Genomic DNA, 15,994 nt, shown 5'->3' with positions numbered 1-15,994 from the left:
ATGTACCTTTGTAACATCACTTAAGAACAATGTTATGCTATTGGAATACATCAAACAACCATGGCCCTGGTATATTTCAGGACCTTTAATTGCACTGGTCATGTACCTGCTGCTCAAACAGGGAAAGGATTTTGGCATGTCCAATAATCTGCGCACCATGTGTACTGTATTGGGTGCCGGAAAAACTTCCTCTTTTTTCAGATTCGATTGGAAGACCCAGTCATGGAATTTATTGGTGGTACTCGGGACAGCTATTGGCGGTTTTATTGCACATCATTTTCTGAGCGATGGCACTGCAAGCCAGATTAATTCCAAAAGTATTGCCGACTTAAAAGAGCTGGGTATTATCGACCATCTACAAGGCTACCTTCCTGAATCCATTTTCATTTTCGACGGATCTTTGTTTCAGTTTCTACTTTTAAGTATTGGCGGTCTATTGATTGGGTTTGGAACCCGCTATGCCGGCGGATGTTCATCCGGCCATGCGATTTCTGGACTTAGCAATTTTCAGCTTCCTTCTTTGATCGCCGTTATAGGTTTCTTCCTAGGTGGGATCATCATGGTTCATTTTTTATTCCCGCTAATTTTCGCATAAATGAAAGCACTAAAATTTATTTTCATCGGTATATTGTTTGGAATCATCTTATACAAATCAGAAGCCGCATCATGGTATAGAATCTACGAAATGTTTCAATTTCGTTCCTTTCATATGTATGGGATTATCGGTACCGCACTGACCACAGCAATTATAATCGTACAAATCATCAAGAGAAAACAAATCAAAGATAGTAACGGGATGCAAATAGCATTCCATGATAAAGACAAAAGTATTACACGATACCTACTCGGGGGAACAATCTTTGGCTTAGGCTGGGCATTGACAGGCGCTTGTCCGGGACCAATGTTTGCCCTAATCGGTGCCGGTTATTGGACTATAGGAATCGTCTTGCTTTTTGCTCTGTTGGGTACTTGGCTTTATGGAGTCTTGCGCAATAAGTTGCCGCACTAGTTTTAACAAACTACTTTAGACCAAATTACCTCATATACGCGCAATCTGAGGCCTGTACCACTAGTTAAAATTTTAGAAAGAGAAAATGGAATTGATATTTATAGCTGGTTTTATATTAGCTGTTCTGGTCGGCCTGTCAATGGGTTTGATGGGTAGCGGCGGAAGTATTCTAACATTGCCAATATTTGTTTATATTTTTCATATAGAACCTCAATATGCATTGGACTATTCGTTGTTTTCTATTGGAATATTAGCCTTGGTCGGATCAATTTCTCCGTTGAAAAAAAGAGAAATTGACCTGAAAACTACGGCCATTTTTCTCTTTCCATCGCTAATTTCGGTCTATTTGACCAAGCGTTATCTCCTTGTAGCCATACCAGAGTCATTCCACCTTGGCGAGATAGCGATCTCCAGAAACCATATCATCATGCTCCTTTTCTCGATTGTGATTCTGATTTCTGCGACAGCAATGGTACGAAGACGTAAACAGGTTCAGCACGATCGATTCAGAGGTGGAATTGGTCAGATTTTCAATGTTGTCCTCGTCGGATTGCTCGTCGGTATCATGACTGGCCTGGTCGGTGCAGGAGGAGGCTTTATCATAGTACCGGCCCTCGTATTACTCTTAGGAATTCCACTTAAGCAGGCCATTGCTACCTCGTTGTTTATCATCGGGTTAAACGCCTCATTCGGTTTGATCGCGAATTATCAGTTCCTGGAACATATGAATTGGTTTATATTGGTTACCTTTACGTTAATCACTTTAATAGGCCTCCAAATTGGTTCCAAATGGAAAGACAAATTAGATGCGGCAAAATTGAAAGGTATTTTTGGGTACTTTTTAATTAGTATCGGCATCCTAATCTTTGCTTTCGAATTCATTCAATTTGTAAATTATTAAAATCACACGTTATGTTTTTTCAACACATTTTTGAGTCATCTTTAGCACATTCGAGTTATATCATTGGTTGTCAAGCCAAGGGTGTAGCTATAGTCATTGACCCTAAAAGAGATGTAGACAGCTATCTTGAGATTGCACAAAAGAATAATCTGACCATAACCCATATTGCGGAAACGCATATACATGCCGACTACCTTTCAGGTACGCTAGAATTAGCCGCATTGACAGGCGCCCAACCTTATCTATCAGATGAAGGTGGAGAAGATTGGCAATATGAATTTCCACATATTGGATTAAAACATGGAGATCAATTTCAAGTTGGAAATCTGATTTTCCAAGTTATCCATACCCCCGGACATACGCCCGAGAGTATCAGTTTTATATTGATTGATACGCCTGCAACCATGGAGCCAGTCATGATATTTACAGGTGATTTTGTATTTGTTGGAGATATCGGACGCCCAGATCTGTTAGAAAATGCAGCCGGAATGATCGGAACCAAGGAAATTGGAGCCCACCAAATGTACCGATCGTTGCAACATTTCTTGGCTCTACCTGATCATATTCAAGTATGGCCCGCACATGGGGCCGGATCCGCTTGTGGAAAGGCGCTAGGCGCCGTTCCGAGTTCAACAGTTGGTTATGAAAAAATACGAAACTGGGCGCTTCAATACCAAAACAACGAAACAGCCTTCGTGGAAGAGCTATTATCAGGACAGCCCGAACCGCCACGCTATTTTGCCATGATGAAAAAACTCAACAAAATAGCACGGCCTTTGCAAACAGCAGTTCCTCAGTACAACAAGTTAACGAACGAAACTTTTCTGGATTTATACCACAAAGGAACAACTATCATTGATACACGCCATAAGTTTGAGTTTGCCAAAGGATATCTCCCCAATAGCATCAATATTCAGAACAACAAAACGTTTAATACCTGGGCTGGCTGGATACTTAATTACACGGATCCTTTTATACTCATTGTAGAGGAAAGCCAATTGGACGACATTGCCCGCAAGCTTATGCGCATTGGATTGGATCATGTTGCTGGATATGTTACGCCTGATACGATTCCTCATTTGGGGATTCCATTGGAACATCAGCAACTCATCGGTTTCGAGGAGATGAATAGTGTATTAGGCAAATCCGATATCCAAATACTTGATGTGCGCAATTCTAGTGAGTTTGAAGAGGGGCATTTACCGCATGCGACTCATATCTTTGTTGGTACAATTGCAGACAATCTTAACCAAATTGACCGAAATAAACAGCTATACCTGCATTGTCAGTCCGGAGACCGAGCAACCATAGCGGCATCCATATTGGCAAAAAATGGTATTAAGGACGTCAAAATTTATAGTCCTTCCATCAATGAATGGAAATTAAAGGGTGGAACATTGGTACAGTAACCTATATAAAAAGATCCCAGAATATTTATCCTGGGATCTTTTTTTAAAGAACCAAACTATAGAATTTGAGCTGCCATTGCATACAATAAAGAGCAATTCAACTCGTCAGTATGCGTTTATAGACTATTTCTATTGATCCGCAGAAATTCGATAACCTCGTCCTTCTTCTCTTCCAACTTGCCTTTCTTTTCCGTAAATTGGTGATTATAGATGGTCAGGTACTGATGGTCGTCCGTTTCAGATTCATATACTTCGGCAGTGGCAAAAGAGAAATGCTCTTCTTCATCCGAAAGATGGTCATACACATAGGCAAAATCATGATTACCCAAGGAGCTTACTACAGCATCTTTATCCGCCACGAATTTTAACCTTCCGGGTAATGTCCGTTTATTCATCCATGTTTCGTCTTTTTCAGAAAAAGGGTAAATAGTAATACCCCGGAATGCCATAATAATTGGGGTAATCAGAATAATACCCATTTCAATGGCCCACACGGCCCACAACATACCGCCCGAAACCGGACTCTTTTTCAAGGTGAAAGTGCCGACTTCATTTAAACCCTGCATCGCTTCCCAAATAAATGAAGGGTGTAAGAAAAATGCTTTGAACCCCTCCAGATTAAAAGACGATTTTACCCAGGTATCTCCACCCATTGTCCCCTCCGCATTGTACATCAGCGACACAAAAAGAGCCCACTGGGCATAAAAACCTTAAATTGCAATCAGCAAAGTAATCAATATTGCAATGCCCTTATTTCTTAATTTCCATCGTTTGAAACAAAAATTAAGAACATAGAATATTCCAGCACCAAATCCCAATGTAATAAATACATTAAAATAAATAATAGGAATAAACCACTGCAGAGCGATGTAAACAATTGCCAGGACAACGGCACCCACTGTACCTAGCACAAGAGAGCCAATTAATGCCAAAGCAGGAGCCTTTCCCGAGGGCTTATAATATAGATTTTCCATAAAAACAGTAAAATTGATTTTTAACTTAACAGATAAATCCCCTAACCAAAACCAAGCCAATTCTGCAAAGACCAGTCAATTTTCGTCAAGATTTGATGACATTAACTTCGTTACATTCGTTTAAGTGCCATTTATTGAGACAATTTTGTAAGTTTGGGGCATGAAAATCAAAATAATATCCTTTTTTACACTTGCATGTGTATTAAATATTTGGGGGGCAGTAGCGAAGGCCCAAAGAAAAGGATTCTGGCAACAGAAAGTTGACTACAACATGGATGTCAACGTGGATGAAAAAGCATATCAGTACGATGGAAAAATGACCTTGAAGTACAGCAATAATTCAGGGCAGTCACTAAAAAAGGTATATTTCCATTTATATTTTAATGCGTTTCAACCAGGATCGATGATGGATTACCGCTTAAAAAACATCAGTGATCCCGACAAGCGAATGGTCACTAACTTGGGTACAAAAGAAAAACCGGTATATCAAAGCCGTATCGGAGAGCTGAAAGCCAACCAAACTGGTTATCAAAAAATCAAAAGCTTAACAGTCAATGGTGCCAACACAACATTTAAAATTGATGGAACTATTTTGGAGGTAACTTTACCAGTTGCAATCCAAGATGGGGAAACAGCACGTTTTGATATGGAATGGACCGCACAAGTTCCGGAACAAATCAGAAGAACTGGCCGAAATTCGGCCGAAGGTGTAGCACTATCTATGGCACAATGGTATCCGAAGATGGCTCAATTCGATGAATTCGGCTGGCATTTGGATGAATATACGGGCCGTGAGTTTATTGCCCCTTTTGGCAACTTTGACGTTACCATACACCTCAATAAAAATTATGTCGTTGGTGCCTCAGGTGTTCTTCAAAATCCATCAGATGTTAAAGGCTATCAACCAAAAGCAAAAGTAAAAGCCGTCGACAATAAAGCAACCTGGCACTATAAGGCCCAAAATATCCACGATTTTGTGTGGGCTGCAGACCCCAAATTTGTCGTGGATTCCGCCTCAAGTAAAAATGGCATAAGAGTGTATACCGTGTTCTTGCCAACAGACAAAGAAGTGATCTCGAATTGGAAAACAGCAATAGGACTTTCTACCGAATTCTTTGACTTCTGTAGTGCGAAGTTTGGTAAATATCCATGGCCAACTTATACCATCATTCAAGGTGGAGATGGCGGAATGGAATATGGTACAGCTACGCTTATCACAGGTGGCCGCAATCTAAAAAGCCTTGTCGGTGTAATATTCCATGAATCGGCACACTCTTGGTACCAACAATTGTTTGGGATCAACGAAACCGTAGATGAATGGTTTGATGAGGGCTTCACATCCTATGTCGAAGAGCTGGCTATGCAGCATATCTTTGAAAAAAGAGGTGCCATAGCATCTAACCCACAAATTGCAGCCTACCGTGGATATTACAAATTGGCCCTTTCAGGTAAAGAGGAACCAATGAGTTTACTGGCAGATTATTATAACACCAACTATGGCTACAGCAACGAAGCATACAACAAAGGTGCCGTGCTTGCAGAACAATTGGGTTATATTATTGGTCAGGAAAATTTAGAAAAAACCTTCTTGAAATTCTATGATATCTGGAAGTTTAAACATCCGACACCAAATGATTTCAAACGCGTGGCTGAAGATGTTTCCGGTATCAACTTGAAATGGTATTTCAACCTGTTTATCAATACGACACGTCAAATCGATTACGCCATTGAAAAAGTAACAGATACAGAAATCCTATTGGCCAATAAGTCCAATTTTGCCATGCCACTGGATATTCTGGTAGAATACACCGACGGAAGCAAAGAATTATTTTATATCCCTTTGCGTGAAATGCGTGGAGAAAAACCGGAAGAGCATTTTGACATTTACAAAGGTGTCAAAAGAACCGTGCTTGAGGATTGGTTCTGGACCAAACCCGACTATACTATCCATGTGTCGAAAACACCAAAAACGGTAACAATTGATCCTTCATTGCGATTAGCGGATGTAGAATCGGCAAACAACAGTTTTAGTAAGTAACTACATATATTTCCCATTATCCGAACAGATGGGAAAATCAAGGCAGCTTCCAAACCAAATATATACGACGCGGTTTGGAAGCTGTTTTTTTAATTCCATGGATTATATACCCTTAAGCGGAATAACCATATTCCATGTACGTTCAAATTGATAGGGCTCTGAACCATCTCCTGTAGCAGCAAACAAATGAGTAGGCTTCCCATTTTCAAATAGTAAAAACGGTCGTTCAAAATTGGCCTGATGACTCGTCGTGCCATCATCCCATTGAATTGTTTTAGAATAAGCTTTTACAGACTTCGAAAGATGCCAATCTATGCCATCCTTCGAATAAGCATGTATTCCGCCACCCTCTTCACCGCAGATCTTTCCGTAACGGTCCTTCATAATAAGTTCAAACTGCTGACCGTTATACCAGACAAATGGATCTTCTACATCGTTTTCATGGTTTTGGTCTGTATGAAATGAAAAAATAGGCTTGTCCGATAAACGGCGATAAGGTCCGAGGAAAGAATCCGCTTGTGCGGCTCCCAATAAAAGTGGTGGATTATAATTTACCGGAGAAGATTTATAAACTAAATAAACCTTTCCGTTCGGTAAGACAACTGGCGAAGGATTTGATGTAATGGAGGCATCCCATTCCCCTTTTCGGGGATTCAAAATCGGTTGATCAACTCTTTTCCATGGCCCTGCAATTGACTTGGAATAGGCCATCCCAATACGTTTATGCATCCAGGCTTTCTGGCCTAAGCCCGACTCCCATACATTTTCTGTAAAAGAGGGATTTGGTTCGTCATAGTTATTACCAAAGTAATAAAGCACATAATAGTCACCATTTTTTACAATTCGAGGATTGTGTGTCGTACAGCCATCAAAATATTGCTTCCCCCGAGCAGGCAGTACAACTTCAACAAATTCGTATGGCCCTTCAGCGGTATCTGAAATAGCCCTGACGACTTCGGAATTTGTCACCCAATTACCAAAGCCATATTGTTTGCTCCAACGCGAAGCAAACATATGATATCGTCCATCTTCTCCTTTTATGACCGATGGATCCCAAATCCAATAATCTTTCATCGCAAATCCTCCTCCTTTTGGCGCCGGTAATAACTTATCTATAAAGGAGTCTTCAAGACTGTCCCTCAAAGCATATCCATGGTTTGAAAATATGAAGAAGCCAGAAACACAGGCTACATTTTTCAGAAAGTCTCGACGAGAGGTTTTCATACGTTTTACATTTATTAGAAGAAAATAATTCGTTTTTTAATCTATTTGCTAGGCTCCCATGAAATAATTTACACGCGACTCGTACCGATAGCTTTTTTATTTTTTAGAAGGAAACTTTTGAATTTACTCCTCCTTCATCTGAAATTAGGTGTTATATTGGTGCTTTCTACTAACAAATATTGACAACAAGATAAAGAATAACTAGCTTGTTATCAATCTTCTTTTAGATAATTCTTCCATCCTATTGCACTTTCTTTTTAAATCACTTCGTGTGCGGGCGGAAGAGTCCGACGAATATTTCTGGATATATCGTCGAGAAAGAAGAAATAATACGAATAAGAAGCGAAGTTGGTCAGGTCTTGGTATATTTGTCCCCATGATTTATGTCCATATCCCTTTCTGTAAACAGGCTTGTCATTACTGTGACTTCCATTTTAGCACGTCACTACAATACAAAAGTGAGATGATCAATGCCATACGACGGGAAATCGAGCTCAGAGCAGCCTATTTGGAAGACAAAAAGGTCGAATCGATCTATTTTGGTGGAGGCACGCCATCCTTATTGGAAGCTGAAGAGATCGCACGGATCATCGATACGATAGCAATGCATTTTGACATCGTAAATCAGGCTGAAATTACGTTGGAAGCAAACCCCGACGATCTAAATGCAGCCAAAGTAAACAGTCTGCGGAATACAGCAATCAATCGATTCAGCATAGGTATACAGTCATTCTTTGAAGAGGATCTTAAATGGATGAACAGAGCACATAATCAGCAGGAAGCACTGGCTTCTATCATGCGGGTGCAAGATGCGGGCTTTGAAAATATTACCTGTGATCTTATTTATGGCTACCCACTGTTGACTGATGAGAAATGGCGCCACAATATGCAACAGCTGATTGACTTTGAAATTCCCCATATTTCTTCGTATTCCATGACCGTAGAAAATAAGACAGCATTGGATCACTTCATTAAAAAAGGCTTAAGTCCAGCTATAGATTCTGATCAGGCAGCGGATCAGATGAGTCTTCTTATCCATACATTGAAAGCCGCGGGATATGAACAATATGAAATTTCCAATTTTGCAAAAAATGGCCTTTATGCACGTCATAACACAAATTATTGGAAAGGCAAACATTATCTTGGTATAGGCCCTTCAGCACATTCGTTCAATGGAACTTCCAGAGCTTGGAATGTTTCCAACAACGCGAAATATATGACCTCAATCAATTCAAACCAACTTCCCCTAGAAATTGAGGAGCTTTCTACGCTGGACCAGATCAACGAAAGTATCATGACTTCGCTGAGAACCATGTGGGGACTGGATTTGATTGCGCTGGAAAGCAAATTCGGGCAATCTGTCAAAAACCGAGTCCTAAAGGATGCTGAACCATTTCTAGGAGAGAAAAATCTCGTTTTGGAAGAAAACAAATTACGCTTGACGGATCCCGGTAAATTAATGGCTGATCATATCATGTCTGAATTATTTATAATAGAGGATTAACAAATAAATCACCAATATTTTATTAAAATAATAATATTACAAGTGTTTACATTCAAAAAATTACGAAAATAAAAATATAAATCTATTTTCTAGGCGGTTTGTACTATGTTTGCAACATAATCTATTATAAAATTATGATGTCACACAAGCCATCTTTTGATTTAGAGATCAAAAGTTACAGAGAGCAACAAAACGCTGCCGTAAGCTTAATGCAAATTGTCAGTAACCTGTGGTATAACCACGCTATTGAACTTGTCTTTTTTCGAAATCAACTCATTGATGTAAAATCGAGTTCAATTCTCAACCTGATCAAGGAAAGCGTCCTCCTTACCGACGAGCCATTCCATATTTTTGACATCCTTCACACAGCACAGGTATTGGAAAAACTCACGCTATCACCTGCGCGTATCGATATCGGAAAACTTACCTTACAGGTCAAGAAACAGCCTATTGACAACAACGATCTGCCTAGTTTTATTACAAATGAATTAAAAGATATCAATCAACAAGCGGAATTAAAACCACGCGATGTTGTGCTTTATGGATTTGGCCGTATCGGCCGTTTACTCGCCCGAGAGCTTATGCATAAAGCCGGTGCTGGACAGCAGCTTCGCCTTCGTGCCATTGTAACGCGAGACGCCAATGATAGCAAGTCCATATTGAAAAGAGCGGCACTATTAAAAACAGATTCCATACATGGTGCATTCGAAGGCGACGTACAGGTCGACATTCCAAATCAGGCACTTATTATCAATGGCATCACCGTCCACCTTATCTCTGCCAAACAGCCAGAGGACATCGATTACACCTATTATGGAATACAGCATGCTTTAGTCGTCGACAATACGGGTGCTTTTCGAGATGAGCAAGAACTGAGTCGCCACCTGAAATCCAGAGGTGCCGCCCAAGTTTTATTAACAGCACCCGGAAAAGGTGTTCCAAATATCGTATACGCAGTCAACGAAAATGATATTGACGTGCAACAGCATGCGATATTTTCCGCCGCTTCCTGTACGACCAACGCAATCTCTCCTATTTTGGCGGTCCTTGAAAATAGAATAGGCATTGAAAAAGGGCATATAGAAACCATACATTCCTATACTAACGACCAGAATCTTGTCGACAATATGCACAAGAAGTCCAGACGGGGCCGTGCCGCAGCGCTCAATATGGTGATCACAGAAACTGGAGCGGGGGCTGCCGTTTCAAAAGTATTGCCTTCCCTGAAGGGCAAACTTACCTCCAATGCCATTCGCGTTCCCGTACCAAATGGATCATTGGCAATTTTAAATCTCGAAATTAAATCTAAAACTACCGTCGAAGAAATCAATGCACTTTTAAAAGAGGCATCACTACAGGGTGACCTTGTCGAACAGATTAAATTTTCTAAAGATGATGAACTCGTTTCTTCAGATATCATAGGCTCCACTGCCGCTGCGATCGTGGATGCTCCAGCGACGATAGTCTCGGCAGATGGCAGGAATGTCATTCTATATGTCTGGTACGACAATGAATACGGATATTCACATCAGGTAATGCGCTTATCTCGTCATATTACCGGCGTAAGAAGGTATACCTATTATTAGGGACCAGTATAAAGCATCAAGAAGAACAAGAATAAATAAATCACGCGGAACCGGTGGAATATAGGCGGCGGCAGTACAGCTACCGCTTATATTTTTACAGGATTGCTTTTGAGGTATTTCATAATGATCGGTGTTGCACCTGCTTTCTGCAGAACATATTCACGGGCCAGTTTTCCGGCCTTTTGACGGACAGTCTGATCTTGCAAAACAGCAAAGACTTTCTTTAATTCTTTAGCACTGGCAATGGCGAAACCTGATCCATTTTGCACAAGATCTTTCGCCTCCTGAAACTTCTTGAAATTTGGTCCAAATAGAACCGGTATGCCATAAGTTGCGGCTTCGAGTGTGTTATGTATCCCCACGCCAAAACCACCACCAATATAGGCCAGTTGGCCATACCCATACAAAGACGAAAGCATACCAATGTTATCAATAACCAGTATCTTTGAATCGGCTATTATTGCGGCATCGTAGGTAGCCATACCCGAAAAGCGGAGTGCCTTCGGCCAAAGCTTAAAAATGCTCGCTAAATGTGATTCGTTAATTTCATGCGGAGCCAAGATCAGCTTATAGTCTGAATTATCCAGAAGCAATTCCTGTAGCGCCTGCTCATCCTCGGGCCAGGTACTTCCTGCAACCAAGGCCGGATTTTCACCAATAAATTGGCTGATCTCGGGAATCATTTTTCTGCTTTTAGGAATGTCTACTACACGATCAAAACGTGTATCTCCGGCTAACCCGGCATTCCGTATCCCAAATTCTTTCAAAAGACGTACACTTTCTTCATTTTGCACAAAGAAGTAAGTCACATAACTTAAAATTTTCAGAAAAAAAGTACCATAGGCCTGAAAGAAAATCTGATCGGGTCTAAATATTGCTGAGATCAAAAACAAGGGAATGCCCCGTCTATGCAGGCCTTCAAAAAAATAATACCAATATTCATATTTCGTAAACACAGCAAAACTTGGATTGATCAAGTCGAGAAAAAGCCGTGCGTGCTGAGCAGTATCGTAGGGGAGGTAAAAAACATAATCGGCCAAAGCAGTGTTTTTTCTGATTTCATAGCCAGAGGGAGAGTAAAATGTTACAATTATTTTATGATCCAAATAATTATTTTTCACCGCTTCCAGGACAGGTCTTCCTTGCTCAAATTCCCCCAATGAAGCAAAGTGAAACCAAATATGTTTTTGGGAAGAATCAACCGTTTGTTTCATCCTCGAATACCAGTCTTTTCGTCCCGCTACCATGAGCTTGGCTTTGGCATGAAAAGGAGCCAAAATACGCAGTAAGAGTCCATAAAGAAAGATTCCAATTGAATAAAGCAAACGCATGTTTTTAAAATAATGTTTATCTTAGTCAAAGATATTAAACCCATTTCATTAAACGGAACCATTGAGTGGAAAATAAACATCGCAAACGGATTTTGATAACAGGAGCAGCGGGCTTCCTCGGCTCTCACCTTTGCGATCGCTTTATTGCCGAAGATTACGATGTCATTGGAATGGACAACCTAATTACCGGAGATCTACAGAATATAGCCCATTTATTTAAGTTGGAAAATTTTGACTTCTATCATCACGATGTCTCAAAATTTGTCCACGTTCCCGGGCACTTGGATTATATCCTGCATTTCGCTTCGCCAGCCAGTCCCGTTGATTACCTTAAAATTCCGATACAAACATTGAAGGTAGGATCTTTGGGCACACATAATCTCTTGGGCCTAGCGCGTGCTAAACAAGCACGGATCTTGGTAGCCTCCACCTCTGAAGTTTATGGCGATCCACTGGTTTCACCACAATCCGAGGACTACTGGGGCAATGTAAATCCCGTGGGACCTCGCGGTGTATACGATGAAGCGAAGCGCTTCCAAGAGGCAATAACGATGGCCTATCACAATGCACACGGTCTGGAGACCCGTATTGTCAGAATATTTAACACCTTTGGTTCCAGAATGCGTCTCAATGACGGTCGAGCTATCCCCACCTTTATCGCACAAGCGATACGCGGCGAAGACATCACGATTTTTGGGGATGGTTCACAGACACGATCATTCTGTTATATTGACGACCAGGTCGAAGGCATTTTTCGCTTGTTGCATTCGGCATGTGCAACACCTATAAATATTGGTAATCCAGACGAAATTAGCTTACTGCAATTGGCCCATGAAATTGTCGAATTGACCGGCAGTTCGAGTAAAATTATCTACGAAACATTGCCAATCGATGATCCCAAACAACGAAAACCTGATATTGGCTTGGCCAAATCAAAATTAGCCTGGGAACCTCAAGTAGACCGAAAAACAGGATTGAAAAAAACCATAGAATTTTACAAAAAGATCCCTTTGGATACCTTATCACATAAAGACTTTACTTACTATAATCAACAATAATGAACAAAAAAATACTAGTCACAGGAGGAACAGGTTATATCGGTTCGCACACAGTGGTCGAACTACATCAAGCAGGATATGTACCTGTCATCGTGGATGATCTGTCTAATTCAAACATCAAAATTTTGGATCAGATTGAGAAGATCATCGGCGTTAGACCTGAATTTCACCAGTTTGACCTTTGTGACACAGACCGCGTGAATGAATTTGTAAAAAACAATACTGATATCTCAGGCATTATCCATTTTGCAGCTTCTAAAGCTGTAGGCGAGTCTGTACAGAAGCCTTTGAAGTATTACCACAACAATTTCTTCTCGTTAATTAACTTATTAGAGGCATATCAAAATAAGCCTATTAATTTTGTCTTTTCTTCAAGCTGTACCGTATATGGTGAGCCAGACTACTTACCTGTAGACGAGAGCGCTCCTGTGAAAAAGGCAACCTCTCCTTATGGAAATACAAAACAAATTGCTGAAGAAATTTTACAGGAAACTGCTGCTGCATATGACAACTACAATATTATTGCGCTCCGTTATTTCAACCCTGTAGGTGCACATGAGTCGGCACTGATCGGTGAATTACCAAACGGTGTTCCTCAGAACCTGCTTCCATTTATCACACAAACAGCCATTGGAAAAAGAGAAAAATTAACGGTATTTGGCTCTGATTACGACACACCGGATGGATCTTGTATCCGCGACTATATCCACGTTGTTGATTTAGCAAAAGCTCACGTTGCAGCAATCAGATTATTGGAGCAAGGCAACCCGAACGGAAAATATGATGTCTTTAATGTGGGAACCGGAAATGGATATTCTGTCCTTGAAGCGATCAAGGCTTTTGAGAAAGCTTCAGGACAAAAACTAAATTACGAATTTGGTCCACGTCGTGACGGAGATATCATCAAGGTTTACGGGGACGTCACTAAATCGGCCAATCAGTTGCATTGGAAAGCAGCACTTGGTATTGATGAAATGATGGCTTCTGCCTGGGCATGGGAAAAAAATCTGAAGGAAAATCCATTGGATTAAAAACAAAAAAGGCTATTCAAGCAAAGTTGAATAGCCCTTTTTTATATTTTATAGCCCCCCAGTCCTTAGCATCAAACTATACCAGCTCCTTATCGGAAATATATTCCATAAGTACTCCGGCCTGGTCCCCGAGCTTCTTTTTCAAGCGCTGCATTGATTTTTTGATGGCGTCGGGAGTTACCCCCAACACATTGGCAACTTCCTTATTATTAAGCCCCAATTTCATAAGTACGATTACGCGCAAATTGGATTCAGTAATATCGGAAAACTTGGATTGTATCTCTTGCAGCAAATTAGGAAATTCTTTCACGATCAAAAGCTTAAATTCCTGCCATTTTTCCTCCGTGATCAAATGTGACTGTAATAAAAGCTTCAGCTCATCTCGATCTTTTTCAACCACATTCCCTCTTTCCTCGAGCATCGCAGAGAGTACATTGATCTGTTCGTTATTCCGCTTAAGATAAGCCACATATTCTTCTACTTGACTTTTGGAACTTACCAATTCCCTATCCAATTCGGCCTTCGTATACTTCAGGTTGAGCAGCTGATATTCATAATCACGAATACGTTTTCTCGCCCGGTACCGAACGGCGTTATAAATAAAGAAAAATAAAACTAAGACGAGTAAACTTAATATCAACCACAATCTTCTTTCGGCCTGCTTATTTTTAATCACCGCCTGTGCCAAGGATAATTTATCCGCATATTTCTGTTTATCCGCCATAAACTTCAATTGAGATAGTACTGGATCACCATCCAAAAATCGCAGGGAGTCCTGCAGACGTTCAATCCGTCTACGCGCATTTAATTCGCGTACAGCATCTTGGTTCTGAATGGCCAAATTCAGTTTATGGACTTCAAGCTCTAATATTGTTTTCTTATCATCTGAACCTAGCAAAAGTGATTCTGCCTCTCGAATCATCTGACGAACATCCGTTATTTCTTGCCGGGCAATGTTTAGCCGAATACGCATCATTAAAGCGAAAATCGTATTTCGTTTATTACCTAATGATCTAGAAATTTCAAGATCCTTATCTAGGAGTGATAAGGCCTTGCGATAGTCTTTCATCCCTTCAAATACAGCCGCCTGATTACCCAAAATCTTTGCATAGCGTAAAGAATCGTTTTCGGAAAGCGCCAAGGTCTGAGCAAGCTCAAAATTTTTCATTGCCTGCAAAGTATCTCCCCCACTTTTAAGGGTCAATACCCCCAAATTATCCAAAATTTCTGCTTTCAACCGAGGCGAGATCAGCTCCTGTTGCTGTCCTAAATCTAAATATTTGATCCCAGAAGTATAATCTCCTAAAGTTCCAAAAAAATACCCTAGCTTTTTATAGGTCTGCGTTAGGTCTAAGACAAGTTCTTTTGGAATATCATCGAGGCCTTTTTCTCCTTCCAGGATAAATGGCAAAGCCTCAGATGCTTTTAAACATCGATACAGATAAAATCCATACATAACCTTGACCCAGGTTTTTACATTTTGATAGCTGTACCCCTCTTCCAGATCCAATGCTTTCAGATAGTATTTATCGCTAAAACTATTTCTTGTACCTTCGTCATTAAAAGACTGATCTGCCAACAAACAATAATAGATTGCCAGAAGTGCTTTATCATTTTTTCGTACCGCCTGACTAAAATATGGAGCAAGATATTTGCTCAATGTCAGACTAGAGGACTGATGTTGCTCGGATTCTTTTATAATTGTTTCGTAAAAATTCTTTTCTTCTATCGAGGAATTGGAATCCATGAGATCCATTCCGATAGCACTATGACAGGGCATAATGGTTAGCAAAAAAAGAATTAGAAAAAATCTGGACATATCGGCGCAGGCATTGAATTTCGCATTAAAAATAAAAAATAATTTCTATTAAACCACCATGGGACAAAATCAACTAACAATAGAGTTATCCTAAAAATGAGGCATAACTA

The 15,994-nt window shown here is 40.4% G+C and carries 14 protein-coding genes; 9 read left to right on the top strand and 5 right to left on the bottom strand.

The features are described 5' to 3' along the window. Nucleotides 1-34: 34 nt before the first annotated feature. The 4 genes from ACLCDV_RS01960 (at nt 35) to ACLCDV_RS01945 (ending at nt 3,319) form a co-directional block, all read left to right on the top strand. Nucleotides 35-595 carry a YeeE/YedE family protein gene (locus tag ACLCDV_RS01960; protein WP_411972811.1) on the top strand — a complete coding sequence of 187 codons (561 nt, stop codon included), beginning with the start codon at nt 35-37 and terminating at the stop codon, nt 593-595. Further along, nucleotides 596-1,009 carry a DUF6691 family protein gene (locus ACLCDV_RS01955; protein ID WP_075990800.1) on the top strand — a complete coding sequence of 138 codons (414 nt, stop codon included), beginning with the start codon at nt 596-598 and terminating at the stop codon, nt 1,007-1,009. Between the two features lie 85 nt (nt 1,010-1,094). After that, nucleotides 1,095-1,910, top strand: coding sequence for a sulfite exporter TauE/SafE family protein (locus ACLCDV_RS01950; RefSeq protein WP_075990799.1), 816 nt, complete (start codon nt 1,095-1,097; stop codon nt 1,908-1,910). Between the two features lie 11 nt (nt 1,911-1,921). Then, nucleotides 1,922-3,319, top strand: a complete 1,398-nt coding sequence (locus tag ACLCDV_RS01945) for an MBL fold metallo-hydrolase (protein WP_411972810.1) — start codon at nt 1,922-1,924, stop codon at nt 3,317-3,319. Nucleotides 3,320-3,435: 116 nt separating this feature from the next. Here the strand turns inward: ACLCDV_RS01945 and ACLCDV_RS01940 are convergent, their stop codons facing one another. Both ACLCDV_RS01940 and ACLCDV_RS01935 read right to left on the bottom strand, forming a co-directional pair. Next, nucleotides 3,436-3,993 (bottom strand): hypothetical protein, encoded by a 558-nt coding sequence (locus ACLCDV_RS01940; protein ID WP_411972809.1) that lies wholly within the window; start codon nt 3,991-3,993, stop codon nt 3,436-3,438. A gap of 36 nt (nt 3,994-4,029) precedes the next feature. Next, on the bottom strand, nt 4,030-4,293 hold the full coding sequence (locus tag ACLCDV_RS01935) for a hypothetical protein (RefSeq protein ID WP_411972808.1): 264 nt from the start codon (nt 4,291-4,293) through the stop codon (nt 4,030-4,032). A 160-nt stretch (nt 4,294-4,453) separates the two neighbouring features. Here ACLCDV_RS01935 and ACLCDV_RS01930 point away from each other — a divergent pair, with 160 nt between their 5' ends. Next, nucleotides 4,454-6,331, top strand: coding sequence for a M1 family metallopeptidase (locus ACLCDV_RS01930; RefSeq protein WP_317668644.1), 1,878 nt, complete (start codon nt 4,454-4,456; stop codon nt 6,329-6,331). Between the two features lie 102 nt (nt 6,332-6,433). On the opposite strand, the gene ACLCDV_RS01925 is transcribed toward ACLCDV_RS01930, so the two are convergent. Continuing rightward, nucleotides 6,434-7,555: a glycoside hydrolase family protein gene (locus tag ACLCDV_RS01925; protein WP_317668645.1), complete on the bottom strand. Its 1,122-nt coding sequence runs from the start codon at nt 7,553-7,555 to the stop codon at nt 6,434-6,436. Nucleotides 7,556-7,931: 376 nt separating this feature from the next. Here ACLCDV_RS01925 and hemW point away from each other — a divergent pair, with 376 nt between their 5' ends. After that, complete coding sequence (hemW, locus tag ACLCDV_RS01920) at nt 7,932-9,059, top strand: radical SAM family heme chaperone HemW (RefSeq protein ID WP_317669760.1); 1,128 nt, start codon at nt 7,932-7,934, stop codon at nt 9,057-9,059. A gap of 134 nt (nt 9,060-9,193) precedes the next feature. After that, entirely contained in the window at nt 9,194-10,645 is a 1,452-nt protein-coding gene (locus ACLCDV_RS01915; protein ID WP_411972807.1) for a glyceraldehyde-3-phosphate dehydrogenase, read from the top strand. 86 nt (nt 10,646-10,731) lie between these two features. Here ACLCDV_RS01915 and ACLCDV_RS01910 read toward each other — a convergent pair whose 3' ends face one another. Then, nucleotides 10,732-11,976: a 3-deoxy-D-manno-octulosonic acid transferase gene (locus ACLCDV_RS01910; protein WP_411972806.1), complete on the bottom strand. Its 1,245-nt coding sequence runs from the start codon at nt 11,974-11,976 to the stop codon at nt 10,732-10,734. A 65-nt stretch (nt 11,977-12,041) separates the two neighbouring features. Between ACLCDV_RS01910 and ACLCDV_RS01905 the strand changes: the two genes are divergently transcribed. Both ACLCDV_RS01905 and galE read left to right on the top strand, forming a co-directional pair. Then, nucleotides 12,042-13,034: a UDP-glucuronic acid decarboxylase family protein gene (locus ACLCDV_RS01905; RefSeq protein WP_317668648.1), complete on the top strand. Its 993-nt coding sequence runs from the start codon at nt 12,042-12,044 to the stop codon at nt 13,032-13,034. Then, entirely contained in the window at nt 13,034-14,065 is a 1,032-nt protein-coding gene (gene galE, locus ACLCDV_RS01900; protein ID WP_317668649.1) for a UDP-glucose 4-epimerase GalE, read from the top strand. Before ACLCDV_RS01905 ends, galE begins: the two co-directional genes overlap by 1 nt. Nucleotides 14,066-14,141: 76 nt before the next feature. Here the strand turns inward: galE and ACLCDV_RS01895 are convergent, their stop codons facing one another. Beyond that, nucleotides 14,142-15,884, bottom strand: coding sequence for a hypothetical protein (locus ACLCDV_RS01895; RefSeq protein WP_333576899.1), 1,743 nt, complete (start codon nt 15,882-15,884; stop codon nt 14,142-14,144). Nucleotides 15,885-15,994 lie beyond the last annotated feature (110 nt).

It is taken from the genome of Sphingobacterium sp. Lzh-3 (assembly GCF_046764375.1).
Taxonomy (GTDB): domain Bacteria; phylum Bacteroidota; class Bacteroidia; order Sphingobacteriales; family Sphingobacteriaceae; genus Sphingobacterium.
This window is presented reverse-complemented; position numbering and strand designations above follow the sequence as displayed.

What these genes read in the sequence shown, in the direction of transcription:
- ACLCDV_RS01955 (WP_075990800.1), top strand. Translation starts at nt 596, where the DNA reads ATGAAAGCACTAAAATTTATTTTCATCGGTATATTGTTTGGAATCATC.
- hemW (WP_317669760.1), top strand. Translation starts at nt 7,932, where the DNA reads ATGATTTATGTCCATATCCCTTTCTGTAAACAGGCTTGTCATTACTGT.
- ACLCDV_RS01910 (WP_411972806.1), bottom strand. Translation starts at nt 11,976, where the DNA reads ATGCGTTTGCTTTATTCAATTGGAATCTTTCTTTATGGACTCTTACTG.
- ACLCDV_RS01895 (WP_333576899.1), bottom strand. Translation starts at nt 15,884, where the DNA reads ATGTCCAGATTTTTTCTAATTCTTTTTTTGCTAACCATTATGCCCTGT.
- ACLCDV_RS01925 (WP_317668645.1), bottom strand. Translation starts at nt 7,555, where the DNA reads ATGAAAACCTCTCGTCGAGACTTTCTGAAAAATGTAGCCTGTGTTTCT.
- ACLCDV_RS01950 (WP_075990799.1), top strand. Translation starts at nt 1,095, where the DNA reads ATGGAATTGATATTTATAGCTGGTTTTATATTAGCTGTTCTGGTCGGC.
- ACLCDV_RS01915 (WP_411972807.1), top strand. Translation starts at nt 9,194, where the DNA reads ATGATGTCACACAAGCCATCTTTTGATTTAGAGATCAAAAGTTACAGA.
- ACLCDV_RS01945 (WP_411972810.1), top strand. Translation starts at nt 1,922, where the DNA reads ATGTTTTTTCAACACATTTTTGAGTCATCTTTAGCACATTCGAGTTAT.
- ACLCDV_RS01935 (WP_411972808.1), bottom strand. Translation starts at nt 4,293, where the DNA reads ATGGAAAATCTATATTATAAGCCCTCGGGAAAGGCTCCTGCTTTGGCA.
- ACLCDV_RS01940 (WP_411972809.1), bottom strand. Translation starts at nt 3,993, where the DNA reads ATGTACAATGCGGAGGGGACAATGGGTGGAGATACCTGGGTAAAATCG.
- ACLCDV_RS01930 (WP_317668644.1), top strand. Translation starts at nt 4,454, where the DNA reads ATGAAAATCAAAATAATATCCTTTTTTACACTTGCATGTGTATTAAAT.
- galE (WP_317668649.1), top strand. Translation starts at nt 13,034, where the DNA reads ATGAACAAAAAAATACTAGTCACAGGAGGAACAGGTTATATCGGTTCG.
- ACLCDV_RS01960 (WP_411972811.1), top strand. Translation starts at nt 35, where the DNA reads ATGCTATTGGAATACATCAAACAACCATGGCCCTGGTATATTTCAGGA.